Origin of the sequence: Streptococcus sp. LYSM12 (assembly GCF_004569635.1) — a bacterium.
Classification (GTDB): Bacteria; Bacillota; Bacilli; order Lactobacillales; family Streptococcaceae; genus Streptococcus.
The window spans coordinates 58,749-82,330 of record NZ_SPOZ01000005.1 but is presented as its reverse complement, the minus strand read 5'-3'; the positions used below and the strand labels follow the sequence as shown (position 1 = coordinate 82,330).

Sequence of the window (23,582 nt, the reverse complement as noted above, 5' to 3'; positions counted from 1 at the left end):
GAGTATGATACGGATGGATGGAAAAGCTTTGGCAGCTAAAATGCAGGGGCGGCTAGCAGAAAAAACAGCGGCATTAAAAGAAAAGACAGGTGTGGAGCCAGGTCTTGTGGTGATATTGGTCGGTGATAATCCTGCAAGTCAGGTCTATGTCCGCAATAAGGAGCGTTCAGCCTTAGCGGCTGGCTTTCGTAGTGAAGTAGTGCGTTTGCCTGATACGACGAGCCAAGAGGAGCTTTTGGCACTGATTGAGCGCTATAATCAAGATGTGAACTGGCATGGAATTTTGGTTCAGCTTCCTTTGCCAAAGCATATGAATGAGGAAGCAATTTTACTTGCGATTGATCCAGATAAGGATGTGGACGGTTTTCACCCCATGAATATGGGGAAATTCTGGAGTGGTCATCCTGTCATGATTCCCTCAACTCCTGCAGGTATCATAGAGTTATTGCGTGAATATGGAGTCAGTCCTGAGGGGAAAAAAGCTGTTGTCATTGGTCGCAGTAATATTGTTGGCAAGCCAATGGCTCAGCTCTTATTAGATGCCAATGCGACAGTGACCATTGCACATTCACGGACAGAGAATCTTCCCTCCCTCGCTAGAGAAGCAGATATTTTAGTTGTAGCTATCGGTCGTGGACATTTTGTGACCAAGGAATTTATCAAAGAGGGGGCAATAGTCATTGATGTTGGAATGAATCGTGATGAAAATGGTAAGCTGATTGGCGATGTTGCCTTTGATGAAGTCAAGGAACTTGCCAGCCATATTACGCCTGTTCCTGGAGGTGTGGGTCCTATGACTATTACCATGCTTATGGAGCAGACTTATCAGGCCTGCAAGAGACTCCTTGCTTTGCAAGCCAATGAATAAATCAGCCCTAAGACTGATGTCAGAAAGGCTAATCTGAGATATACTAGTATCAATCCTAAATATTTTTCATAATCTCCAAAAGCCAAGCAGCAAACTAGTTGCTTGGCTTTTTGTATACATCAAGACACGAGGGCGTTTAAAAAGCGAATGTACCCAAAGGGCATCCGTATCTATAAAGCAGGCACAGCCTGCAACAGCTACGGTAAAAATAGGAAATACGACGAGTGAAAAGCTCCAGTGGAGGTTTTCAGCCTACTTCCTAGGAATATTTATACCTAAAGGTAGCCGTATCCGTAAGCAAATAAAATTTGCAGCGGCTTCGTCTCTTTTTCCGATTTTTTAGCCCAAGTTCAGTTATACAAGATACAAAGCCCGTAAAGAACTCAAAGTGAAAATAGGAAATTTACCGAAGAAACATTAGTTTCTAGGAAAATGTATCTTTTTCGCACAGAGTTTAGGGCGTGTTCAATTACATCAAGATACCAGAGCGTTTAAAAAGGTTTCTCTCTGACGCATTCTTTCCCGGACAGTTGATTAGGTTAGATTTGGAGTGTGAAACAGGAACAAATACGAGTAAAAAGCCCCAGTGGAGCTTTTTAGCCTGTTCCCTTAAAACAAAAAGGAGCAGCAGTTCATGTCCAATCTTCAACGGTATGATAGCCATTGAAGCAATCAGCCACTGCGTCAACGTCATTCGGTTCATAAAGTGAGAAAGCTGGGACTGTTTGCCCAGCCTCGGTAAGAGGTCTAATTCTGTTGTGAAGCTATGTTACCGGTGGTGTGATAAGCGTGGAGTAGTGGATTAGAACAGTCAATTTTCAGACTGTTTTAAATTTGGAGTAAAAAAGTGCAAACCTTAAAAGAGATAGTAAAGGCATTATCGATAGAATCAGTTGAGTAATAACCAAATCTATTTTTAAATGTGCTCTATCAACATCAGTGCGTTTGTCCTAGGGATAGATACTTTCTTAGTATTTTGACGCTTTTTTTGGTATAATAGAGGGAAAAATAGAATCGTTTTGTCTGAATGTACTGAGGGTTAAAGATAAGAAGACAGGTGAATGGAAAATAGCCGGGGATGATTACAGCTACGGAGTCATAGAGGTAGAGTTGACATTAAATCTCCTCCTATCTTTGGGAGCTCGTCCCCAAAAGTAGGGAAGCAGATGTTCGAACTTCAGTGAGTTACAGGTGCGGCTCTCTTTAGGTATAGCCTACCTTTGGAGGCGGGAAATAGACGGTTGCGGAGCAAACGATCCCTAGGTAGGAAGTAGATTGAAAACCTCCACTGGAGCTTTTCACTCGTCGTATTTCCTATTTTTACCGTAGCTGTTGCAGGCTGTGCCTGCTTTATAGATACGGATGCCCTTTGGGTACATTCGCTTTTTAAACGCCCTCGTATCTTGTTTGAAAGGAGTTTTATGCCAGATTATTTGTCGGTGTCGTCATTGACTAAGTATTTGAAGTTGAAGTTTGATCGGGATCCGTATTTGGAACGGGTTTATTTAACGGGTCAGGTATCTAATTTTCGTAAGCGTCCTAGTCATCAATATTTTTCGCTTAAGGATGAAAAGGCGGTGATTCAGGCAACGGTTTGGGCTGGAATTTACAAATCTTTAGGATTTGAATTGGAAGAGGGCATGAAAGTGAATGTCGTTGGACGAATCCAGATTTATGAGCCCAGTGGGAGTTATTCCATTATCATTGAGAAAGCTGAGCCGGATGGGATTGGTGCTCTTGCTATTCAGTTTGAGCAGTTGAAGAAGAAACTAGGAGAAGAGGGTCTTTTTCAAGATAAATTCAAACAGCCCTTGCCACAATTTGCACAAAAAATCGGTGTGGTGACGAGTTCTAGTGGTGCGGTTATCCGTGATATTATTACAACTGTTAGCAGGCGTTTTCCAGGGCGGGAAGTGGTGCTTTATCCAACTAAGGTGCAAGGAGATGGGGCAGCGACGGAGATTGCTCAAAATATTCAGAGAGCTAACGAGCGAGCGGATTTGGATGTTCTGATTATCGGACGTGGCGGTGGCTCTATTGAGGATTTATGGGCTTTCAATGAAGAAGCAGTGGTACGGGCGATTTTTGAATCACGAATTCCGATTATTTCGAGTGTTGGGCATGAAACAGATACAACCCTAGCGGATTTTGTGGCTGACAAGCGGGCTGCAACACCGACGGCTGCAGCAGAGTTGGCCACACCTGTGACCAAATTGGATGTACTCGCTCACCTAAAACAGCAAGAAAATCGGTTGAGCAAGGCCATAGGAAACCGTCTGCTTTATTACCGAGAACGCCTAGAGAAATTGGCTAATTCCGTGATTTTTCGACAGCCAGAGCGGCTGTATGATGCTTATTTGCAAAAGTTGGATCATTTACAATTACGTATGAAGCAATCCATTAGCGAATATAGACATGAGGGGCAAAAGCGCAGTCAAATCTTGGTACAGCGTTTGTTGACTTGCTCACCAATCCAGAAAATTGCCTTTTATCAGGAAACAGTAGCCCAGCAAAAACGCTTGTTGCGTAGCAATACTACCATGATTTATGATCGTAAAGTCGCAGAAGCTAAACGCTTGGCTAATAATCTCTTAATGTTGGATACCAGCAGAATTGTGGCAAGGGGTTATGCGATTGTGGAGCAAAACAGGCGCGTGATTGACAGTATTCATAAGGTTCAAATAGAGGAGAGTGTGACCATTCAGCTACGCGACGGTCACCTAGAAGTTGAGGTAAAAGATGTCAAAACAAAAGAAATTTGAGGAAAACTTAGCAGATTTGGAACAAATTGTAGGACGTTTGGAAAGTGGGGATATTGCATTAGAAGATGCGATTGCTGAATTTCAAAAAGGAATGAAACTTTCAAAAGAACTACAAGAAACTCTGAATCAAGCAGAAAAGACCTTGGTTAAGGTCATGCAAGCAGACGGAACAGAAACGGAAATGGAATGAAGCAAGTAGAACGATTGAATTGGATTGAACGGGTTATCTTGGATTTTTATGCTGAAAAGCCTGTAGCATCTCGTTTGGTTGAGGTTATCCTCTACTCGATTCAGGCAGGAGGTAAGCGTCTGCGTCCTCTTTTGTTTTTGGAACTTTTGGACGGCTTTGGCTTGTCCCTGACGGAAGCCCATGTGCAGGTGGCAGCTGCCCTTGAGATGATTCATACAGGGAGTCTGATTCACGATGATTTGCCTGCTATGGATAATGACGATTACCGTCGTGGTCGTTTGACTAGCCATAGGAAATTTGGTGAGGATATGGCTATTTTGGCTGGGGATAGTCTTTTTCTCGATTCCTATGCTTTGGTAGCAAGGGCAGAGCTTCCTAGCCAGATTCGAGTGGAATTGATTAGGGAGCTCTCTAAAGCAGCTGGAACCATTGGCATGGTCGGCGGACAAGTCCTTGATATGGAGGCGGAAAAATGCAGTTTGAATCTTTCTGAATTGCAGACTATTCATGCCCATAAAACCGGAAAACTTTTGGCCTATCCATTTGTAGCAGCGGGAGTAATGGTTGAAGCTGAAACCAATATCAAGGATCTGTTGAAAGAAACGGGTGAATGGTTAGGTTTGGCTTTTCAAGTTCGAGATGATATTTTGGATGTGACTGCAAGTTTTGAGGAATTGGGGAAAACGCCCAATAAAGACCTTGTGGCGGATAAGTCTACCTATCCTGCCTTACTCGGGTTAGAGGGGGCAAAAGCTTACTTAGAGATGAGTCTAGACAAGGTAACAGCAGGTTTGTTAGCACTGGAGGAGCAGTCAGCCTTTCGGGCAGATAGGATTCGAAAAATAGTAGAAAGTTTACGATTACATGGCTAAGGAAAGAGTAGATGTACTGGCTTACAAACAAGGACTCTTTGATACGCGAGAGCAGGCAAAACGTGGTGTCATGGCTGGCTTAGTGGTTTCTGTCATCAATGGCGAGCGCTATGACAAGCCGGGTGAAAAGATAGATGATAGTACCGAATTAAAATTAAAGGGTGAAAAGTTGCAATACGTCAGCCGTGGTGGTCTAAAATTGGAGAAAGCTTTGCAGGTATTTGGTATATCTGTGGCAGGGAAAACGACTCTCGATATTGGTGCTTCAACGGGTGGATTTACTGATGTCATGCTACAAAATGGGGCTGATTTGGTCTATGCTGTTGATGTAGGCACCAACCAGTTGGCTTGGAAAATTCGACAGGATAAGCGTGTGGTTAGTATGGAACAATTCAATTTCCGTTATGCAAGACCTGACGATTTTGAATGCATGCCACAGTTTGCTAGTATTGATGTCAGCTTTATCTCACTCAGCTTAATTTTGCCAGCCTTGTCAGCGATTTTGGTAGATAAGGGAGAAGTGGTTGCATTGATCAAACCGCAATTTGAGGCAGGCCGTGAGCAGATTGGTAAGAACGGCATTATCAAGGATAGAGCTGTTCATCGCATGGTTTTGGACAAGGTAACAGCTTTTGCGGTGGAAGCAGGATTTACAGTCAAAGCACTTGATTTTTCGCCGATCCAAGGTGGCCATGGGAATGTGGAATTTCTAGCCCATTTAATAAAAGAAGCGTCAGCTAAAAATCAAGTTGCAGCTGCTATTGAAACCATTGTGGAGCAGGCGCATAAGGAATTTAGGGATGAGTAAAAAAGAACGTTTAGAGAAAATTAGAAGATTTGTAACGGATTTTGAAATCGCCACGCAGGAAGAAATTGTCGAGCATCTTCGGAAATCTGGTATGACTGCCACTCAGGCAACTGTGTCGCGTGACATTAAGGAGTTGGGGATTGTCAAAACACCATTGAAGGATAACAGCTATATTTATGAGTTGCCAAAAACCAAGGTAGCTGGTCTGAAATTAGTTGAAAAGAATGTCCTATCGTTTGGAAGTTTGGACAATATGCTGAATTTGAAGCTGGTGCCAGGAAGTACGGCCTTTGTGAAAAATCAAATCGTTGAAGCTTTTTCAGAGGTTATTTTTAGCATTGTTTCAGATGATGATACGATTTTGATTGTTGCACAGGATAAAGATAAGGCACTTGAGGTATTAGAAACGATAAAAAATTGGTAGGTTGTCATGTTACTTGAAATTTCCATTAAAAATTTTGCCATTATTGAGGAAATTTCCCTTAATTTTGAGCAAGGAATGACTGTTCTTACAGGGGAAACAGGGGCTGGAAAGTCCATTATTATCGATGCTATGAATATGATGTTAGGTAGCAGGGCGACGACAGATGTTATTCGCCATGGGATGCCCAAAGCTGAGATTGAGGGCTTATTTTCGGTTGAGCAAAATCGAAGCTTACGGGACATTTTGGAAGGGCAGGGATTGGAGGTATCAGACGAGCTGATCATTCGCCGTGAGATTTTGCAAAATGGACGTAGTATCAGTCGTATCAATGGTCAGCTAGTCAATTTGTCTGTCTTAAAGGCCGTTGGTCAACAGTTGGTCGACATTCATGGTCAGCATGATCAAGAAGAATTGATGCGACCACAACATCATATTAGCATGCTGGATGAGTTTGGAGATGAGGCTTTTTTCCAATTAAAAGCAGATTATAAGCTTGCTTTTGAAGCCTATAAAGCGTTGCGCAAACAGGTCTTGACCATTCAGAAAAATCAAGAAGAAAACAAGGCTCGTATTGAGATGCTCGAATATCAAATGGGTGAGATTGAAGCAGCCGATTTGAAAGCGGGTGAGGACGAGGATTTACATCAGGAGCGAGAGAGGCTGCTCAATCACAAACAGATTGCAGATACCTTGACCAATGCATATGCCATGCTAGATAATGAGGATTTTTCTAGCTTGGGAAATGTCCGTTCTGCCATGCATGATTTGGAATCCATTGAAGAATTTGATACGAGCTATAAGGAATTGGCCGGTAGTCTTTCTGAAACTTACTATGTTCTAGAAGATGTGACCAAACGCCTCGAGAGTATGATTGATGGGCTTGATTTTGACGGCAACCGCCTCATGCAGGTGGAAAGTCGTTTGGACTTGATCTACAGTATTACTCGTAAATACGGCGGTACTGTGGATGATGTCTTGGATTACTTGGAGCAGATGACCAAGGAATACCAACTTTTGACAGGATCATATGTGTCGTCTGACCACCTTGAAACGGAGCTGAAAGCTCGTGAAAAAGACTTGATTCGCTTGGCAGGAGAATTAGCCAGTGCCCGTCATTTTTTGGCAGAAAGTCTGGAACAAGAAATTAAGCAAGAGTTAAAAGATCTCTACATGGAGAAAGCCAATTTTCAGGTGCGTTTCAGTAAGGCTAAGTTCAGTCGTGAGGGTAACGAACAGGTGGAATTTTATATTTCAACCAATCCTGGAGAAGATTTCAAGCCCCTTGTCAAGGTGGCAAGTGGAGGGGAGCTCTCTCGTTTAATGTTGGCTATTAAATCTGCTTTTTCCCGTAAGGAGGGAAAGACTAGTATTGTCTTTGATGAAGTAGATACAGGAGTGTCTGGTCGTGTTGCTCAGGCTATTGCTCAAAAGATTTATAAGATTGGCTCGCAAGGTCAGGTTTTAGCGATTTCTCACCTGCCACAAGTCATTGCTATCGCAGATTACCAGTTTTTTATTGAGAAAATTAGTGATGACCATTCCACCCTTTCTCGTACTCGTCTCTTGACAACTGAGGAGCGAATTGAGGAAGTTGCTAAAATGCTAGCTGGGGAAAATGTGACAGAAGCTGCCCTGACTCAGGCTAAGGAACTATTAAAAAAAGAATGAGGAAGATGATATCAAATTATTTCGTCATAGGAGATGTTCATGGAAAAGCTGGAATGCTTGAATCAATTCTCCAGTATTGGAATGGAGAGGATCAGCTCATCTTTTTAGGTGATTTGATTGATCGTGGAGAAAATGGGCGAGCTGTTTTGGAACGCGTCAAGGGTTTGGTAGAGCAAAAAAAGCTATTTGCATATCGGGCAATCATGAATATATGTTTTTGGCTTGGCTAGATAATCCGAGCGACCGTTATGAACATTACAGGCGAAATGGCGGTGATACAACAATCAATTCAATTTTAGGGCGTCCCTTGGATGCTCCCGTAGATAGGGTTGAAGATGCCAAGCGGATTATGGAAGAAGCAGGCGATTTGGTTGCTTTTATTCGCCAAATGCCTTTTCATGTGGAGACAAAAGAATTGATTTTTGTCCATGCAGGGCTTGATTTGACCTTGGATAATTGGCAAGATACGACAGATTATCAAAAGGTCTGGCTACGTACACCGTTTCATGAAACGGAAAATCAGACAGGGAAAGGCATTGTCTTTGGGCATACACCGACTACCTATCTGACGGGTGAGCCTATGGAAAGCTCGAAGCTATGGCAAACACCTGACGGTAAAATTGGCATGGATGGTGGCGCTGTTTACGGCGGAGTGTTACATGGTATTCTCTTTAAAAATGGCGAAATTGCAGAGCATCATGTTGTTTCAAATGGCGGTTTTATGGCTAGTAATGATTAAAAATGTTCCAGCTCGGAGCATTTTTTAGCTCCTGCTTCCAATAGCCCAAATAAGAAAATTTTGATATAATGAAAAGAAGCGATACGAAAGAATAGGGAGAGATATGAGTACGATAAAAATTGTTACAGATTCAAGTACAACGATTGAACCATCACTCATTGAGGAGTTGGGGATTACGGTAGTTCCCTTATCGGTTATGGTTGACGGTATCGTCTATTCTGATAGCGACCTTGAAGAGGGACAGTTTCTGAAGTTGATGCGGGAAAGTAAAAATCTTCCAAAAACAAGTCAACCTCCGGTGGGATTATTCGCGGAAACCTTTGCTAACTTAGCTGCAGATGGTAGCCAAATTATTGCCATTCTTCTGTCACACGCTTTATCAGGAACCGTTGAAGCAGCACGACAAGGAGCTACCTTATCAGGAGTGGACGTGACGGTGATTGACTCTGCGTTTACTGATCAAGCAGCCAAATTCCAGGTTGTCACCGCAGCACGTCTTGCTCGAGCTGGAGCAAGCAAAGAAGACATTCTTGCGGCTGTGGCAGAAGTTCAGCAAAAGACAGAACTATATATTGGAATTTCAACCTTGGAAAATTTGGTCAAGGGTGGTCGAATTGGTCGAGTGACGGGTTTATTGAGTTCACTCCTCAATATTCGTGTGATTATGGAGATGCTAAATCACCAATTACATCCCATTACCAAAGGACGGGGAAGCAAAACTTTCAAAAAATGGTTGAGTGAGTTTGCAGTAACTTTGGAAAATAAAAAGGTAGCAGAAATTGGCATTTCCTATGCAGGGGCACCTGATTTTGCTCAGGAGATGAAAGAAGTCTTACAGCCGTTTGTAGCAGAAGAAATTTCTGTTCTGGAAACAGGATCCATTATTCAAACTCATACAGGAGAAGATGCCTGGGCAGTTTTAGTACGCTATGAATAGTCGAACATTTTTACATCATTTATTATTCTTTTTTCTCAGCTTGCTGGGATTTCACTTTTTCTTTCAACTGTTGATTCCTACAGCAGCACCCCGTCTTGAACAGAGTAAGAATGGGATAGGGGAGGCAAGAGAATTTTACTATGTAGCTTTAGGGGATTCCTTGACCCAGGGGGTGGGAGATAAGACTGCCCAAGGTGGTTTTGTGCCACTTCTTGCTCAAGGCCTCGGTAATCAATACGATTATCAAGTTACATATGATAATTATGGGGTTGCTGGCAATACCAGCCAGCAGATTTTAGATCGAATGGATGAGCCAGAAATTGCCGAGAGTCTTGTAAAGGCGGATATGTTAACCTTGACAGTCGGAGGCAATGATTTACGCCAGACTATTCTAGACAATATTACTGGACTTGATATTTCTGTCTTTGATGATCCTGCTCAAAAATATAGCAAACGACTTCGGAAGATTATTGATAAGGCACGGGTTAACAATCCCTATTTGCCAATCTATGTTATTGGAATTTACAATCCTTTCTATCTCAATTTTCCTGAATTGACGGAGATGCAGATAATTGTAGATAAGTGGAATCAGGTGACAGCTACGACAGTCGAAAGGATTGATGGTGTCTACTTTGTCCCGATTAATGATTTGCTCTACAAGGGCTTAGACGGGGAAAAGGGGTTCAATCAGTCGAATAGCATATCAAGTAGAGTAGTCAATAATTTACTGGCTGAAGAAGATAGCTTTCACCCCAATAATACAGGCTATGAAATCATGAACAAGGCAGTTATGGAGGCTATTCATGAAACAAAGGGATATTGGAAAAATCAATAAATGGAAATGGGCTTTTTTAGCTTTAGTTGCTGCCTTACTGGCGTTTAGCTTTGTCATAGTGGAGCGGATTTCCTCTGCTCGCGAGGCTACGACTTCATCTTCTGTTTCAAAGAATTCATCAAACGATGAAAAATTAGGAACCTTTACGACTAGTAAAGAGCAGTTAAATACGATGTTAGCGGATTATTTAAAAGACTATCAAACCGATACTTTTTCTTATCAGGTAACGGCGACTACTCAATTTCTCTTATTTGAGGGGACCTACAAGATTTGGGGGCTGGATATTCCCCTTTATATTTATTTTCAACCCAACAAATTAAACGATGGAAGTATTTTACTGACGGTATCAGAAATTTCGGCAGGCACCTTATCCTTACCAAAGGAGGAGATTTTATCCTATGTCAAGAAGCAGTCGCAACTACCAGAATTCGTGAAAATTGATGCTTCAAAGGCTGCTGTGACAATCCGGCTCACTGACATTGAGAATGCGCAAAAAATATACGTCAAGGCCAATACAATTGATTTGTATAACAACCAGCTAATTTTTGATATTTACAGAAAAAGCTAGTAAATCGTACTAAAAACTTGACCAAATGAATAAATTTCGGTACTATATTAGAGTGAGTAGTAACTCAGAAAATTAATTGGAGGATTTAGCAAAATGGCTAATAAACAAGATTTGATTGCAAAAGTTGCAGAAGCAACTTCATTGACTAAGAAGGATTCAGCAGCAGCAGTTGATGCAGTATTTGTAGCAGTTTCTGATTACCTTGCAGCAGGTGAAAAAGTTCAATTGATCGGTTTTGGTAACTTTGAAGTTCGTGAGCGTGCAGCACGCAAAGGTCGCAACCCACAAACTGGTAAAGAAATCACAATTGCAGCATCTAAAGTTCCAGCATTCAAAGCTGGTAAAGCTCTTAAAGACGCTGTTAAATAAGGAGTAAGACAGAAATCGTTGATTTCGTAGTTGTATCTCCATTAGGACGACTAGAACTTTCATAGGTGTTGCCGAGAAAGGTTTAGGCGTTTACAATGAAATGACAAAAAGTCTATCCTATCAATGTTTTATCTTGATAGGATAGATTTTTTTGGTTCAAGGAGAAAAAGGAATGAAGATAAAAATATTCGCTGAAATCAACGTGCAGCCAATGCTAGTCTATTGAATGGGAATGAATGTTTATTTGCAGCTACCTTTGTTTCTGATATGTTGGCTTGAGGCTAGAAACAAAGGAGTGAGGATAATCGAGACTTCAACATCACGATTGATCCCACTCCCAAGCTTATAGACAAGAAAAGGACTTCCTTTTTAAACATTCCGTAATGGCGGATGAAACTGATTTTTGACGAGTATTATTTACTTGTAGTATCCTCTTCCGTTGCTTTTTGTAACAATAGGCTGTAGTTATCTTCGTCTTCTTGATTGTCACGGACAACTTTTGAGACAGTAAAGGAAGAGGAAATTAAGCCGACAGCTCCCATAAGGTAGTAGCCTTTTACCATGAGTGGCTCTTTTAAGGTGTACAAACCGATTAAGATTAAGGCAACGAAGAAAGCAAATGAAGCCCAGGCCATAAGAGTAAAGGCAGGGGTATTACGATAGATTTTCTTTTTTACTTTATTCATAGGAATTCTCCTTTAATTTTTTTATCATTGTAGCATGATTCTTTATGGAAAACAAGGAGATGCTAGTATAAAAGTGTGACAGCTGATTTATACTCTAATGAATATCAAAAAGCTAACAAATTGGAATTCGAGCGACCACACACTACCAGAAAGAGATAAAGATATTCCAGTTTTTAATAGGTCACAACTGTGCCTACCTTTAGGTGTAAATCTCATTGATTGCCTAGCTATCCTCAAAGTGGTACTAGCAGCCTATGCCTAAGCTGTTAAACGATAGATTTCCTTTTGTTCATCAACGCATTGTCAGTCTTTAATTCTTGCTGGAACCGTGCGAGATGAAATAGGCAGGTCCTAAGGGAACAGTCGCTTTTTAGCGCTCTCTTGTATCTGGTGCCTTAGGGAACTCCTACAGCAAGGATTTTCTGAGTTCGTTTGATTGGTGTAGAGTATCTATTAGAGTCTTTTAGTTTATATTTTTATTACTTCGGTCACTCGCTTTGCCGTACTCCAGTACAGCCTACAGCTCGTTGCCTAGTACTAACAATAAACGAAACGGCTATAAAAGATACACTAAATGACTATAAATGAGGGGAAACCAAAAACACTAGCAAGATTGCTAGTGTTTTAAGGAGATGATGAAAATATGTAGGATTGATGATAGTATACTGTTTTTTTATGAGAGGGGAGTGGAAAAGAACTCAAAACACATGAGAAAGAGTTGGTTTTTTACCTTAATTCTTGCATTCTAGCTTCGGGCTGAAACGGTCTATTCCCAGACCATCTCACTCCCATCCCCGCACAGCTCCAACAATCAGAGTAGTGACTGTTGGAGGTTGGACATGGAGCTAACGAGTTCGCAGCAGTCGTAGAGGTCAGATGTGAAGTGAGAAACACGAAAAAATATGAGTATAGTCGTTTCGTTTATCTTTTATTACTTCGTTCACTCGCTTTGCCGTACTCCAGTACAGCCTACGGCTCGTTGCCTAGTACTAAAAGTAAACTAAAAGACGATAAAAAGCCCCAGTGGAACTTTTTAGCCAGTTCCCTTAAAACAAAAAGGAGCAGCAGTTCATTTCCCACCTTCAACGGCAAGTAACCACTGCGTCAACATCATTCGGTTCATAAAGTGAGAAAGCTGGGACTTTTTGCCCAACCTCGGGATAAAGATAAGGATATACTATAGTGAAAGAAGAAATGACGAGGAAATAGTGCCGAACTCAGTTATTCCAATCTTTCTAAGAAATATGGACTGTTCACCACGAGGGACAAGTTCGTTTGGTTAAAGTAACCAAACAAAAAGTTTCTACTCAGGAATTGGAAGAACTCATCATAATCCCCGAAAGATGATACTTGTCTAGTAGCTAGAGGGAGGGGGCCTTGGGTCATTTATTCTGTGAATGAGTGAAAGAGAAGCTTTTATAGAAAGTGAAGATAGGGTTCATTGATGATTTAGATGTTCAGCAAACGACTAGAGGGTGAGAGCCTTACGCGTCCGCTTCTTAACTTGTTGAGAAAAGTGGGTTTGCCTTTTATCAAGCAGTTAGACCCGAGGGAGTATCCATTACGTATGGAGAGCAAGTTATAACGAGAAATCGTAGAAAAAGGAAACAGTGTCCTAGAAGTGATGAGTGGGTTAGGTCACATCTCTATCCTTTTTTTCTTTTCGAATCTTTGCTAGGATAGACTGGGCAGTTTCCAAATTGGTGTGGGGGGCTTGACGTAGGAGTAGCGCAACTTGATCGACTTCTTCCTCAAGAGCTCCTGCCAGAATAGCAAGGGATTTAGCATGAAGTTTCATATGTCCTTGCTGGATACCTGTGGTTACAAGAGCACGGAGAGCTGCAAAGTTTTGGCAGAGACCGACAGAGGCAATAATCGCTGCAAGTGTCCTCGCTTTCGGATGTCCGAGGATATCAAAGGCTACTTGGACCTTTGGATTGAGCCCAATGGAGCCTCCAACCGTTGCAATTGGTAGTGGAATTGTCAGTTGTCCGACCAGGTCATTCGTAACCATGTCCCAAGTGGACAGACCGCGATAGCGTCCGTCTTGACTAGCATAGGCATGTGCCCCTGCTTCCATGGCTCGCCAATCATTCCCAGTAGCTAGTACAAGGGCATCAATTCCGTTAAAAATCCCTTTGTTGTGGGTAGCTGCTCGGTAAGGATCTACTTGAGCAAGCTGGCTGGCTCTAACGAGATTTTGTGCGGTTTCTAGCGCAAGGTGGGGGTCAACATGGAGTTGTTTGATTGGAATACGACAGTTAACGGTCACCAGAGATTCTGTTGCGTAGTTGGAGAGGATAGCCATAAGAGCCTTCCCCTGCGTCAAATCAGCTAGTTTCTCCTTAATGGCTTCTAGCATATTGTTGAGGATATTTGCTCCCATTGCTTCTTGAACATCGACATGGAGGTAGGCAATAAGGAAGTCTTCTTTTTGTTCGACAGTCAGCTGACGAGCACCTCCTCCTCTTTTGATAATTGATGGGTGGGCACGATTAGCCTGAGCAAGAATGCTGTCGTGTTGGAGGAGAATAGCTGCTTTAGCTCTTGCCATATCTGGAATATCATAGAGAGCTACTTGCCCAATCATAAGACGCTCTGAAATCTGACTAGTAAATCCGCCTGCTTTGGCAATCATTTTGGCACCGAAAGAGCAGGCAGCTACAACAGATGGTTCTTCTGTCACCATTGGAATGCTGTATTCAATACCGTCAACCACCAGTTGTGGGACTAACGAAAAAGGCAGGGCGAAAGTCCCAAGGTGGTTTTCAGCCATTTTTCCAGCAATGGCTTCTGAGATATTTTGATCGGCGAAGAGAATGTCTTTGCTCTGGGAGGAAAGCTGGCGGCTTTCAGCAGTAATGGCAATTCGTTCTTCTCTTGTTTTTTTATAAAATCCTGAAAAAAGAGACATGTCAACTCCTTGTAAAAAAACATCCTCTTGGCAGCGCCAAGAGGATGCCGTTTCCTCTAATTCTTACGGTAAATGCGTTTGTGTTGGTCAACTGATTGCAGAGCAAATGGACAATCATCTGCCGGCAAGTCAATAGCGTTACCTACTTCATCCAGCTTGATTTCTTCAAAGAAGACCGCTTCGTATTCCGCAATGCTAAGGCGTTTGCGCGCATTTAGCTGATCTAGGCGGTTAGTAGTTGCTAACTGATTGCGGTAGCCCTCAACGAGTGTTCCACTAAAGATTTCACAGACAGCTCCGCTACCATAGCTATAAAAGAGGATAGAGTCGCCCGTTTCTAGAACTTGGCTATTTTCCAAAAGCGATAGCAGGGATAAGAAAATCGAGCCTGTATAAATGTTTCCGACTACTTGGTTGTAAACAATTGCCTCATGGAAGCGTTCGGTTAGGCGGTTCAAGGTTTCGTCATCATTTTGGCAAATAGCTTGCAGCCCCTTTAGTCCCTGTTTTGAGAAAGGAATGTGCAAGCACATAGCAGCAAAGTCTGCTAGGCTTTTACCCGTTTGTTTGGCATAGTAGTCAAAGGTAGTGGTTAGGCAATCTGTGTATTGTTCTGTCGAAAATTTGCCATCTACTCGAGGGTATTTGTCATAATTTGGACGCCAAAAATCCATGATGTCACGGGTCTGGCAGACATTGTCATTGTTCAGAATCATGATGTTGGGATCTGCTGTGACGAGCATGGCAATAGCTCCTGCTCCCTGAGTTGGCTCTCCGCCTGAAGCAATGCCGTATTTAGCAATATCACTTGCAATGATGAGCACTTTTGAGTGAGGGAATTGGGCAATGTGACTTTTGGCTAGACTTAGACCAGCAGTTGCTCCATAGCAGGCCTCTTTAATTTCAATTGAGCGGGCAAAGGGTTGGATATCCAAGAGTTGATGAATAAAGACAGCCGCCGCCTTGCTCTGATCGATGCTTGATTCGGTTCCGACAATAATCATGTCAATGGCTGCCTTGTCCTCTTCTGATAAGATAGCGGCGGCAGCTTGTGCTCCCAAGGTCACAATATCTTGGGTAACTGGAGCTACAGCCATCTCACTTTGGAGTAAGCCAATTTTAAATTTATTAGGATCGATTTGTCGCGCCAGCGCCAAATCAGCTAGGTCTAAAACATAGCTGGGCGCTGCAAAACCGATTTTATCAATACCAATATTCATAGTTTATCCTTTTTGTACAGTTGAGATAATCAAGGAAATACCTTGCCCTCCTCCGACACAGAGAGAGCAAAGTCCCAGATGGTCACCACGTTTTTGCATTTCGTGGATGAGGCTGACAAGGATGCGACTGCCACTGGCTCCGATTGGATGACCAAGGGCGATAGCTCCTCCGTTGACATTTACCTTTTTAGCATCGATTTCTAATTCTTGAATGACAGGAATTGATTGTGCAGCAAAGGCTTCATTGAGTTCGAATAAGTCAATGTCAGCAATTGTCTTATTTGCTTTAGTGAGTGCTTTTTGACTGGCTAAAATGGGACCAAGTCCCATGTAATTAGGATTGAGTCCGCTTGTTGCGTAACTTTCAATGTAGGCCAGAGGTGTCACACCAAGTTCTTGAATTTTATCATCAGACATCAAGACCAGCATCGCACATCCGTCATTGATTCCAGAGGCGTTGGCAGCTGTCACTGTCCCATCTTTTTTAAAGGCAGGGCGCAGACTAGCCAATTTTTCAAGAGGAGTAAGACGAGGATATTCATCAACTTCAAAGATGCTTTCTCCTTTTCCTGTGTGCAGGCGGATTGGTACAATCTCGTCTGTAAACCGTCCTGTTTCAATGGCCAGGGCGGCCTTTTCTTGGCTATGCAGGGCAAAGCGGTCTTGTGCCTTGCGACTGATACCGTACTTTTCAGCGACATTTTCAGCGGTGATGCCCATGTGCTCTTGACTAAAAGCATCTGTTAGGCCATCAGTTAAGAGAGAATCTTCTAGTTGCAGGTGTCCGAGTTTACCACCAAAACGACTTTGCTTGGAAAGATAAGGAGCCTGACTCATGATTTCAATCCCGCCTGCAACCACGATATCATTATCTCCAAGCAAGATCGATTGGGCTGCGAGGAGGACTGATTTTAGTCCGGATCCACAGACCTTATTGACCGTGTAAGCAGAAACCATCTCTGGCAGACCAGTTCTCATAGCAATTTGGCGGGCAATATTTTGTCCTTGTCCGCTACTTAAGACGTTGCCAATAATGACTTCATCGATTTGTTTATGGGGGATATTCGCGTTTGTTAGGGCAGCCTGTAAGACCTGTGCTCCTAAATCTGCAATGTGAATATCCTTTAAACTGCCTCCAAAACTACCAATAGCAGATCGGTAGGCAGATACGATTGCGACTCTTTTCATGCGAACTCCTATAAGTCTATAGCTTTTCCATTTCCTATCCAGATTCGTTAAGCTGTCCTATTCTAGCGTTATTAAAGAGAAAAGAAATGAATGTATGATCGTGAATGTGTCGTATTCAGCCTTACTATTATACCATTTTTTAAGTTAAATAATAGCAATAAATCTCAGTCTTAGGGCTGATTTTCTAGCACGAAAAAATGTAAGCGCAAACAGATTTGGATAGGGCTAGCTTTTTTCCCGCTTTTTGTGTAGAATAGAAAAGTAAAGAGGGATACCTCAAAAATAAAAGGAGAAATAAACAAATGGTAAAATTAGTGTTTGCTCGCCACGGTGAGTCTGAGTGGAACAAGGCCAATCTTTTCACAGGTTGGGCAGATGTTGACTTGTCTGAAAAGGGGACACAACAAGCAATCGATGCTGGTAAATTGATTAAAGAAGCGGGAATTGCATTTGACCAAGCCTATACCTCAGTTTTAAAACGTGCGATTAAAACGACCAACCTTGCTCTTGAAGCTGCAGACCAGTTATGGGTTCCGGTTGAAAAATCTTGGCGTTTGAACGAGCGTCACTATGGTGGTTTGACTGGTAAAAACAAAGCAGAAGCAGCTGAACAATTTGGTGATGAGCAAGTTCATATTTGGCGTCGTTCTTACGATGTATTGCCTCCAGCGATGGCAAAAGATGACGAGTATTCAGCACACACTGATCGCCGCTATGCCTTGCTTGACGATTCAGTTGTTCCAGATGCGGAAAACTTGAAAGTAACACTTGAGCGTGCCCTTCCATTCTGGGAAGATAAGATTGCACCAGCGCTCAAATCAGGTCAAAATGTATTCGTAGGAGCACATGGAAATTCAATTCGCGCCCTTGTAAAACATATCAAAGGCTTATCAGACGATGAAATCATGGACGTGGAAATTCCAAACTTCCCACCACTTGTATTTGAATTTGACGAAAAATTAAACGTCGTAGCTGAATACTATCTTGGAAAATAAGCCCTAGAGTTGAAAATAAATAGAAATCGCTTAAAATCAATGTTTTTGGATTGTTGATTTAGGCGATTTTTCCTATTTTATAGTAATTACCTTTTAAAATAGTATCGTCTTTTTCTGTGCTAAAAATTTGGAAACAGTGATATTTTTAAAATGGGGAGTCTGCTTGTAGCTATGCTGGACAGTAAGAACTGTTATAGCTTTTAGTACTAGGCAAGGAGTCGCAGGTAGTTGAAATAGTTGATAACTATTTCAAGTGACAGATAAGAAAAGTGTAACTTTTCTCAATGGTACAGCAAGACGAGTGAACGAAGTAATAAAAGATAAACGAAATGACTATAAAACAGGTAGATTAGTCGGATGTTACATCTTCTATACATGAGAAAATAAATAATTATGGTATAATGCAAGTGATAGTATAGTGAGAAAAGGAGATTGAAATGGCAAGTAAGAAAATGTTACACGCTTGTCTGCGTGTTGAAAATTTAGAAGCTTCTCAGGAATTTTATGAAAGAGCTTTTGGCTTTAAGGAAATACGTCGCAAGGATTATCCTGAGCATAAGTTTACATTGGTGTATTTGGGGCTTCCTGGAGATGAATTTGAGCTGGAATTGACCTATAATTATGACCATGGTCCGTACGTAGTAGGTGATGGTTTTTCACATTTGGCGCTTTCTTCAGATGATTTAGAGGGAGACAATGCGAAGCATAAGGCACAAGGTTATCCAACAACTGATTTGTCTGGTCTACCAGGCAATCCTGGACACTATTATTTTGTCACGGATCCAGACGGTTATCGGGTAGAAGTTATTCGAGCGGATTAGAAAGTAAGAGGCAAGAAGCGGATGAAACAGAAGGGACTTGCTTTTTTCATTGAGGGATGATTGTTAGAGAAGTAGGAAGTGTGAGATAAAAATGAAAAAAGGAATCGTTCTTATTATCGTAAATCTAGTCTTGGTGGGGCTTGCTGTCCTTTTAGGAACTCAGGCATTTGCCTATTTTCAAAATCAGAAAGTTACTCATTTTATTGCGGAGAAGCAGGCGCAGTTATTTGACAAGAAGCATCAGCTTATTCAAAAAGGCAATATTGGTTCTATCCATGTTGAAGCAGGGATTCCTAAGGATGACAATGGACGAGAAAATACGGTTTTTAAAGAAAAAATAAAGACCTATATTGAAGAGAAAATCGGAACTGAAAAGCCTAATGGCAAGACCAAGGAGCTCTTTTTTGTATCGCTTAAAGATGCTACGACCCATTTTACGGGTGTAAAAGCTAAGCAAATTCAATCAGAACGCTATCAAGTGAAGCCTTTTTCGATAGTGCCTGCTGAAAAAGAAACAGGAGCTATCTTGCTCCTAACAATGGAGCAGCAACCCTTTACACTTGAAAGCCTTGTGACGGATAGTGGCGCTTTAAAAACGGCTTTTGGAAATCAGTTGAAAGCTGATTTGACAACTAAGCAAGTTGCAGAAGCAGAGGTGAAAGAAATAGTTGACCAATTTGAAGCTAGCAACTTGATGGATTATCCATTTGTGTATGAACCGGGACAGTTGAAACTTGAAGTAGCAGAAAAAGAGTTTCAACTCAAGCAGATTGCGCTTCCAATTTCTGCTATTTTTGGGATTGTAAGAAGTGAATATCTAGCGCATAGCGACCAAGAAGCCTATGCGGCCTATCAGGCTGAAGAAGAGGCCAAAAAGCATCAAAAACGAATAGCACTGACATTTGATGATGGACCAAATGCTACTACTACACCGCAGGTCCTTGATATTCTAAAGAGATACAATGTGAAAGCAACGTTTTTTATTCTGGGGCAAAATGTTCCAGGGAATGAGGAACTTCTAAAACGGATTGTTGCAGAGGGGCATGAAGTAGCTAATCATACATGGGATCATGCCAACCTTGTCACATTATCAGATGATCAAGTCAGACAAGAAATAAAGAAGACTCAAGAAGTGATTAAAAATGTTACTGGACAAGCTCCGACTATGATGCGTCCACCTTATGGTTCGGTTAACCAGTCTGTTATATCTATTATGCAGATGCCAGTCATCTATTGGTCTGTCGATTCAAAAGACTGGCAGAGTCGGAATCCCGTAGCTATCTTGAATGAGATCAAGACCTGTATCTATCCAGGAAGTATAATCTTAATGCACGATATTCATCAATCAACAGTTAATTCCTTGACCTCTGTCTTAGATGAACTCTCAAGTCAAGGCTATCAATCGGTGACTGTAAGCGAATTGCTCGGAAATAATTTGAATCCGCAGTTGATTTATTATGATCAGCAGTCAGCCCGTCCTGCTCAATAAAATGGATCTGGGGACAAGGTCGTGATTTTGAAGTCCTGATTGTTCTTGCTCTTTTATAGCCGTTTCGTTTATTTTTAGTACGAGGCAAGGAGTCGCAGGTAGTTGAAATAGTTGATAACTATTTCAAGCGACAGATAAGAAAAGTGTAACTTTTCTCAATGGTACAGCAAGACGAGTGAACGAAGTAATAAAAATATAAATGAAATGACTATATTTCTAGAATTGGAGTAAACGAATCCACTGTTCTGGCATTGCTTTCTAATTTTTAGTCCCTGGACTATGGATAGTTAGCTCGAACTGTTCAGACGATATAGTTTAACGAGGTTGGGAAAACAATACCCAACCTCGTTTTTCATTATATTCTATGTAGCCTATCCTTTCTAACTATCAATATCTGAAGAGGTTGGGCAAAGGTCCCAGCGAACTGAATGATGTTGACGCAGTGGTTATTTGCTTCAATGGCTATCCTGCCGTTGAAGGTGGGAAATGAACTGCGGATCCTTTTTGTTTTAAGGGAACAGGCTAAAAAGCTCCACTGGAGCTTTTTACTCATATTTGTTCCTGTTTCCCACTCCACATCTGACCTCTAGGATTGCTGCGAACTCGTTGGCTTCATGTCCTCACTACTCTGACTGTTGGAGCTGTGCGGGGGTGGGAGTGAGACGGTCTGGGAATAGACCGTTTTAGCCCGAAGCTAGAATGCAGGAAATAAGGTAAAAATCGAACTCTTTCTTATGTGTTTTGAGTTCTTTCCCACTCTCAGGAAAAAGATAGTGAAGCTGGGTCTAAAGTTCAACAAGTAGGCTATACCCAATGCAGTTCAAACAGTAAATGTTGAATTGATTAGTATTACTCCACATATAGCATCTGATTTTTGAGAACTAATTGGCGGACGGAAGCGTATTTTTTAAGTGCTTTTAGCTCTTCTGGATGGCTAATGAGGGTAATGACGAAGCCGTTTTGTCCCATGCGACCGGTCCGTCCTGCTCGGTGGGTATAGGTTTCTTGATTGCGTGGAACCTCGTAGTTGACAACGCATTCAAGAGCATCAATATCAATGCCACGCGCAACCAAGTCTGTTGCGAGAAGCAAGGTGAGGGTATGGTTTTTAAATTGTTCCAAGATGACCTTGCGGAATTTGACATTGACATCGCTCGCAAGGGAAACGGCCTCGATGCCACGGTATTGTAATTTCTCCTCTGCACTGCCAAGATCAGAGAGTGAATTGAAAAAGATAAGACCACGGAAGTCTTCAACGTGGGACAGCTTGCGAAGTAAGTCAACTTTTTCTCTCTTATCAACTTGCAAGTAGAAGTGCTGGATATTGGTCAATTCCATGTTGTCAACAGCAATGGTACGGGTGTCTGGAGCTAGTTTATCTGGGTCAACTTGGTTGGTTGCACTCATGTAAATGAACTGGTGATTGCGTGGTGCGTAGCGACAAATCTTATCGACAAAAGGATACTGAGAATCGCTGAGTAATTGGTCAAACTCATCTAGGATAATGGTATTGACATGTGTCATCTTGATTTTTTTGAGTTTGATAAGCTCAAAAATCCGACCAGGAGTGCCAATCAGAATCTCAGGTCCTTTTTTCAAGCGTTCAATTTGACGTTTTTGGCTGGATCCAGATAGAAATAACTGTACTTGAAGTCCAATCAATTCAGCCCAGGTTTTACAAACATCAAATAGTTGTCCAGCAAGTTCTGTATTTGGAGCTAAAATGAGCAACTGTTGGGCTTTTTGGGGCTGGATATTCAAGAGACTAGGTAGCAGGTAGGCGAGAGTTTTTCCAGTCCCTGTCGGGCTGATACCAAGGATGGTTTCCCCCGCCCGAATCGGCTCAAAAATCTGTTCTTGAATAGGGGTAAAACTGGTAAAACCTGCGCTGTCTAATTGGTCTTGCCAACTAGCGGGAAGTGTCATCTTCATTTAAATCTCCTTCAAAATGGATATGGGCAGTCTGCCGCATGCGGTAGAGAGTAGTGTGGACGGCCTGTGCTGCAAGAAGCCAGCTTTCATAAAGGTCAGGTTGTGGCTGGGCAATCATGTTTGCAAATTGGACTACTTCCTCCAACATGGTATGTGCTGCCTTTGAAATAGCCAAGGGCTGGGGTTCTCCTTGTAGTGGGTAGAAAATAGCAGAACTGATATGCTCAATCGAATCCAATACAAGTGTTCCCTGATTAGTGTAGATTTCTGCAGGGAGTGAGCTATGACTATTTTTCCCTGTTTGAATTGTCACTTGGAAATCTTTATAAATCAGCTGACCAGAACCGTTTACATCAATCCTATTTGGCAGATGATGAGCCAGATAGTGGGCATCAACTGGAGATCCAAAGAGACGAATGCTGGCATAGACAGGATAAATCCCCAAATCCATGAGAGCACCGCCTGCAAACCGACTCGAAAAGACATTTGGAGTTTTTCCTGCTAGGAGGTCGGGCATCTTGGAGGAATACTTCATATAGCTAAAATGTGCACCCCATACATCCTTGTCAGCTAAAAAATCAGCAATGACAGTAAAGGCATTTTCGTGATAATTGCGGGCTGCTTCAAAGATGAAGACTTTCTTTTCTTTTGCAGTTTCTACCAAGTCAGTCCACTCATTGGGACGTGTGACAGCTGGCTTTTCAACAATGACATGCTTTCTCGCCTTGAGTGCAGACTTGGCTTGCTCATAGTGGAGGGAATTGGGACTTGCGATGTAGAGAATGTCGATAGTACTTGCTAACAATTCCTCTATAGTTATATAGAGATTGACCTCTGATTCATAGTCCTGTGCAAATGATTTTGCAGTTTCCATAGTTCGTGAATAGACTGCTGTGAGTTGGTATTTTTTTGTTGCGTGAGCTGCTGCGACAAAATGATGTGCAATAGCCCCTGTTCCAATAATGCCCAGTTTTAACATGATGTAATCCTTTTGCTTGTGTAATAAGACTATTATACCATGAATGGAGTGAGAATGGTGGGAGTGGGAAGCTTTCGTTGGTTTGAGGGAGACCAGCTTCGTTATCCTTATCTTCAATCTTTCATAATTCTTAATTGTGAACGCTCACTCGCTATTGATTTTATAGAGTAGGCAGTAAGAGGTATGTCCATGGAGAAAGCAGCTACAGTATTCCTCCTTTTTTACAGAAAATATGGACGATTGAAATTCAGAAATGTACATTTCACTAAAAAAACGTTCCTGTCTTTGTCCTGCACGGAGGGGCTTTTTATGGTACAA

Annotated in this window: 20 protein-coding genes and 1 pseudogene; 15 read left to right on the top strand and 6 right to left on the bottom strand. The window is 42.0% G+C overall.

Features of this window, described 5'->3' with window-relative positions; translation table 11 throughout:
* Positions 1–4: 4 nt before the first annotated feature.
* The 12 genes and pseudogenes from E4T79_RS02650 (at position 5) to E4T79_RS02595 (ending at position 11,040) form a co-directional block, all read left to right on the top strand.
* A complete protein-coding gene (locus E4T79_RS02650; protein WP_135027343.1) occupies positions 5–868 on the top strand; it encodes a bifunctional methylenetetrahydrofolate dehydrogenase/methenyltetrahydrofolate cyclohydrolase in 864 nt (287 codons plus the stop codon).
* Between the two features lie 1,421 nt (positions 869–2,289).
* Complete coding sequence (xseA, locus tag E4T79_RS02645) at positions 2,290–3,630, top strand: exodeoxyribonuclease VII large subunit (protein ID WP_135027342.1); 1,341 nt, start codon at positions 2,290–2,292, stop codon at positions 3,628–3,630.
* Positions 3,608–3,820, top strand: a complete 213-nt coding sequence (locus tag E4T79_RS02640; protein ID WP_135027340.1) for an exodeoxyribonuclease VII small subunit — start codon at positions 3,608–3,610, stop codon at positions 3,818–3,820. Before xseA ends, E4T79_RS02640 begins: the two co-directional genes overlap by 23 nt.
* Positions 3,817–4,692 carry a polyprenyl synthetase family protein gene (locus E4T79_RS02635; RefSeq protein WP_135027338.1) on the top strand — a complete coding sequence of 292 codons (876 nt, stop codon included), beginning with the start codon at positions 3,817–3,819 and terminating at the stop codon, positions 4,690–4,692. The genes E4T79_RS02640 and E4T79_RS02635 overlap by 4 nt, the downstream gene beginning before the upstream one ends.
* Positions 4,685–5,500, top strand: a complete 816-nt coding sequence (locus E4T79_RS02630; protein WP_135027336.1) for a TlyA family RNA methyltransferase — start codon at positions 4,685–4,687, stop codon at positions 5,498–5,500. Before E4T79_RS02635 ends, E4T79_RS02630 begins: the two co-directional genes overlap by 8 nt.
* The gene (locus E4T79_RS02625; RefSeq protein ID WP_135027334.1) at positions 5,493–5,924 is read left to right on the top strand and encodes an arginine repressor; all 432 of its coding nucleotides are present in this window, start codon (positions 5,493–5,495) and stop codon (positions 5,922–5,924) included. The genes E4T79_RS02630 and E4T79_RS02625 overlap by 8 nt, the downstream gene beginning before the upstream one ends.
* A gap of 6 nt (positions 5,925–5,930) precedes the next feature.
* Complete coding sequence (recN, locus tag E4T79_RS02620; RefSeq protein WP_135027332.1) at positions 5,931–7,592, top strand: DNA repair protein RecN; 1,662 nt, start codon at positions 5,931–5,933, stop codon at positions 7,590–7,592.
* Between the two features lie 8 nt (positions 7,593–7,600).
* A pseudogene (locus tag E4T79_RS02615) lies at positions 7,601–8,331 on the top strand (metallophosphoesterase).
* Between the two features lie 103 nt (positions 8,332–8,434).
* Positions 8,435–9,268 (top strand): DegV family protein, encoded by an 834-nt coding sequence (locus tag E4T79_RS02610; RefSeq protein WP_135027330.1) that lies wholly within the window; start codon positions 8,435–8,437, stop codon positions 9,266–9,268.
* Positions 9,261–10,103, top strand: a complete 843-nt coding sequence (locus E4T79_RS02605; RefSeq protein ID WP_135027328.1) for an SGNH/GDSL hydrolase family protein — start codon at positions 9,261–9,263, stop codon at positions 10,101–10,103. Before E4T79_RS02610 ends, E4T79_RS02605 begins: the two co-directional genes overlap by 8 nt.
* The gene (locus tag E4T79_RS02600; protein WP_135027326.1) at positions 10,072–10,671 is read left to right on the top strand and encodes a DUF2140 family protein; all 600 of its coding nucleotides are present in this window, start codon (positions 10,072–10,074) and stop codon (positions 10,669–10,671) included. The genes E4T79_RS02605 and E4T79_RS02600 overlap by 32 nt, the downstream gene beginning before the upstream one ends.
* A 93-nt stretch (positions 10,672–10,764) precedes the next feature.
* Positions 10,765–11,040 (top strand): HU family DNA-binding protein, encoded by a 276-nt coding sequence (locus E4T79_RS02595; protein WP_135027324.1) that lies wholly within the window; start codon positions 10,765–10,767, stop codon positions 11,038–11,040.
* A 413-nt stretch (positions 11,041–11,453) separates the two neighbouring features.
* On the opposite strand, the gene E4T79_RS02590 is transcribed toward E4T79_RS02595, so the two are convergent.
* From E4T79_RS02590 to E4T79_RS02575, 4 genes are all read right to left on the bottom strand, one after another.
* The gene (locus E4T79_RS02590) at positions 11,454–11,726 is read right to left on the bottom strand and encodes a YiaA/YiaB family inner membrane protein (RefSeq protein ID WP_135027322.1); all 273 of its coding nucleotides are present in this window, start codon (positions 11,724–11,726) and stop codon (positions 11,454–11,456) included.
* Between the two features lie 1,633 nt (positions 11,727–13,359).
* Positions 13,360–14,640, bottom strand: a complete 1,281-nt coding sequence (locus tag E4T79_RS02585) for a hydroxymethylglutaryl-CoA reductase, degradative (protein ID WP_135027320.1) — start codon at positions 14,638–14,640, stop codon at positions 13,360–13,362.
* A 56-nt stretch (positions 14,641–14,696) separates the two neighbouring features.
* Positions 14,697–15,860, bottom strand: a complete 1,164-nt coding sequence (locus E4T79_RS02580; protein WP_135027318.1) for a hydroxymethylglutaryl-CoA synthase — start codon at positions 15,858–15,860, stop codon at positions 14,697–14,699.
* Between the two features lie 3 nt (positions 15,861–15,863).
* Positions 15,864–17,048, bottom strand: coding sequence for an acetyl-CoA C-acetyltransferase (locus tag E4T79_RS02575; RefSeq protein WP_135027316.1), 1,185 nt, complete (start codon positions 17,046–17,048; stop codon positions 15,864–15,866).
* A 302-nt stretch (positions 17,049–17,350) separates the two neighbouring features.
* Here E4T79_RS02575 and E4T79_RS02570 point away from each other — a divergent pair, with 302 nt between their 5' ends.
* The 3 genes from E4T79_RS02570 to E4T79_RS02560 all read left to right on the top strand — a co-directional run bounded on the left by E4T79_RS02570 (position 17,351) and on the right by E4T79_RS02560 (position 20,353).
* Positions 17,351–18,043, top strand: coding sequence for a phosphoglycerate mutase (locus E4T79_RS02570; RefSeq protein ID WP_135027314.1), 693 nt, complete (start codon positions 17,351–17,353; stop codon positions 18,041–18,043).
* 437 nt (positions 18,044–18,480) lie between these two features.
* Entirely contained in the window at positions 18,481–18,864 is a 384-nt protein-coding gene (locus E4T79_RS02565; RefSeq protein WP_135027312.1) for a VOC family protein, read from the top strand.
* Positions 18,865–18,955: 91 nt separating this feature from the next.
* Entirely contained in the window at positions 18,956–20,353 is a 1,398-nt protein-coding gene (locus E4T79_RS02560) for a polysaccharide deacetylase family protein (protein WP_135027310.1), read from the top strand.
* Positions 20,354–21,202: 849 nt separating this feature from the next.
* On the opposite strand, the gene E4T79_RS02555 is transcribed toward E4T79_RS02560, so the two are convergent.
* Positions 21,203–22,285 carry a DEAD/DEAH box helicase gene (locus E4T79_RS02555; RefSeq protein WP_135027308.1) on the bottom strand — a complete coding sequence of 361 codons (1,083 nt, stop codon included), beginning with the start codon at positions 22,283–22,285 and terminating at the stop codon, positions 21,203–21,205.
* Positions 22,263–23,264: a Gfo/Idh/MocA family oxidoreductase gene (locus E4T79_RS02550; RefSeq protein WP_135027306.1), complete on the bottom strand. Its 1,002-nt coding sequence runs from the start codon at positions 23,262–23,264 to the stop codon at positions 22,263–22,265. The genes E4T79_RS02555 and E4T79_RS02550 overlap by 23 nt, the downstream gene beginning before the upstream one ends.
* Between the last annotated feature and the right edge of the window lie 318 nt (positions 23,265–23,582).

Coding starts and splice junctions, on each gene's coding strand:
- E4T79_RS02650 (WP_135027343.1), top strand. CDS start 5: ATGATACGGATGGATGGAAAAGCTTTGGCAGCTAAAATGCAGGGGCGG.
- xseA (WP_135027342.1), top strand. CDS start 2,290: ATGCCAGATTATTTGTCGGTGTCGTCATTGACTAAGTATTTGAAGTTG.
- E4T79_RS02640 (WP_135027340.1), top strand. CDS start 3,608: ATGTCAAAACAAAAGAAATTTGAGGAAAACTTAGCAGATTTGGAACAA.
- E4T79_RS02635 (WP_135027338.1), top strand. CDS start 3,817: ATGAAGCAAGTAGAACGATTGAATTGGATTGAACGGGTTATCTTGGAT.
- E4T79_RS02630 (WP_135027336.1), top strand. CDS start 4,685: ATGGCTAAGGAAAGAGTAGATGTACTGGCTTACAAACAAGGACTCTTT.
- E4T79_RS02625 (WP_135027334.1), top strand. CDS start 5,493: ATGAGTAAAAAAGAACGTTTAGAGAAAATTAGAAGATTTGTAACGGAT.
- recN (WP_135027332.1), top strand. CDS start 5,931: ATGTTACTTGAAATTTCCATTAAAAATTTTGCCATTATTGAGGAAATT.
- E4T79_RS02610 (WP_135027330.1), top strand. CDS start 8,435: ATGAGTACGATAAAAATTGTTACAGATTCAAGTACAACGATTGAACCA.
- E4T79_RS02605 (WP_135027328.1), top strand. CDS start 9,261: ATGAATAGTCGAACATTTTTACATCATTTATTATTCTTTTTTCTCAGC.
- E4T79_RS02600 (WP_135027326.1), top strand. CDS start 10,072: ATGAAACAAAGGGATATTGGAAAAATCAATAAATGGAAATGGGCTTTT.
- E4T79_RS02595 (WP_135027324.1), top strand. CDS start 10,765: ATGGCTAATAAACAAGATTTGATTGCAAAAGTTGCAGAAGCAACTTCA.
- E4T79_RS02590 (WP_135027322.1), bottom strand. CDS start 11,726: ATGAATAAAGTAAAAAAGAAAATCTATCGTAATACCCCTGCCTTTACT.
- E4T79_RS02585 (WP_135027320.1), bottom strand. CDS start 14,640: ATGTCTCTTTTTTCAGGATTTTATAAAAAAACAAGAGAAGAACGAATT.
- E4T79_RS02580 (WP_135027318.1), bottom strand. CDS start 15,860: ATGAATATTGGTATTGATAAAATCGGTTTTGCAGCGCCCAGCTATGTT.
- E4T79_RS02575 (WP_135027316.1), bottom strand. CDS start 17,048: ATGAAAAGAGTCGCAATCGTATCTGCCTACCGATCTGCTATTGGTAGT.
- E4T79_RS02570 (WP_135027314.1), top strand. CDS start 17,351: ATGGTAAAATTAGTGTTTGCTCGCCACGGTGAGTCTGAGTGGAACAAG.
- E4T79_RS02565 (WP_135027312.1), top strand. CDS start 18,481: ATGGCAAGTAAGAAAATGTTACACGCTTGTCTGCGTGTTGAAAATTTA.
- E4T79_RS02560 (WP_135027310.1), top strand. CDS start 18,956: ATGAAAAAAGGAATCGTTCTTATTATCGTAAATCTAGTCTTGGTGGGG.
- E4T79_RS02555 (WP_135027308.1), bottom strand. CDS start 22,285: ATGAAGATGACACTTCCCGCTAGTTGGCAAGACCAATTAGACAGCGCA.
- E4T79_RS02550 (WP_135027306.1), bottom strand. CDS start 23,264: ATGTTAAAACTGGGCATTATTGGAACAGGGGCTATTGCACATCATTTT.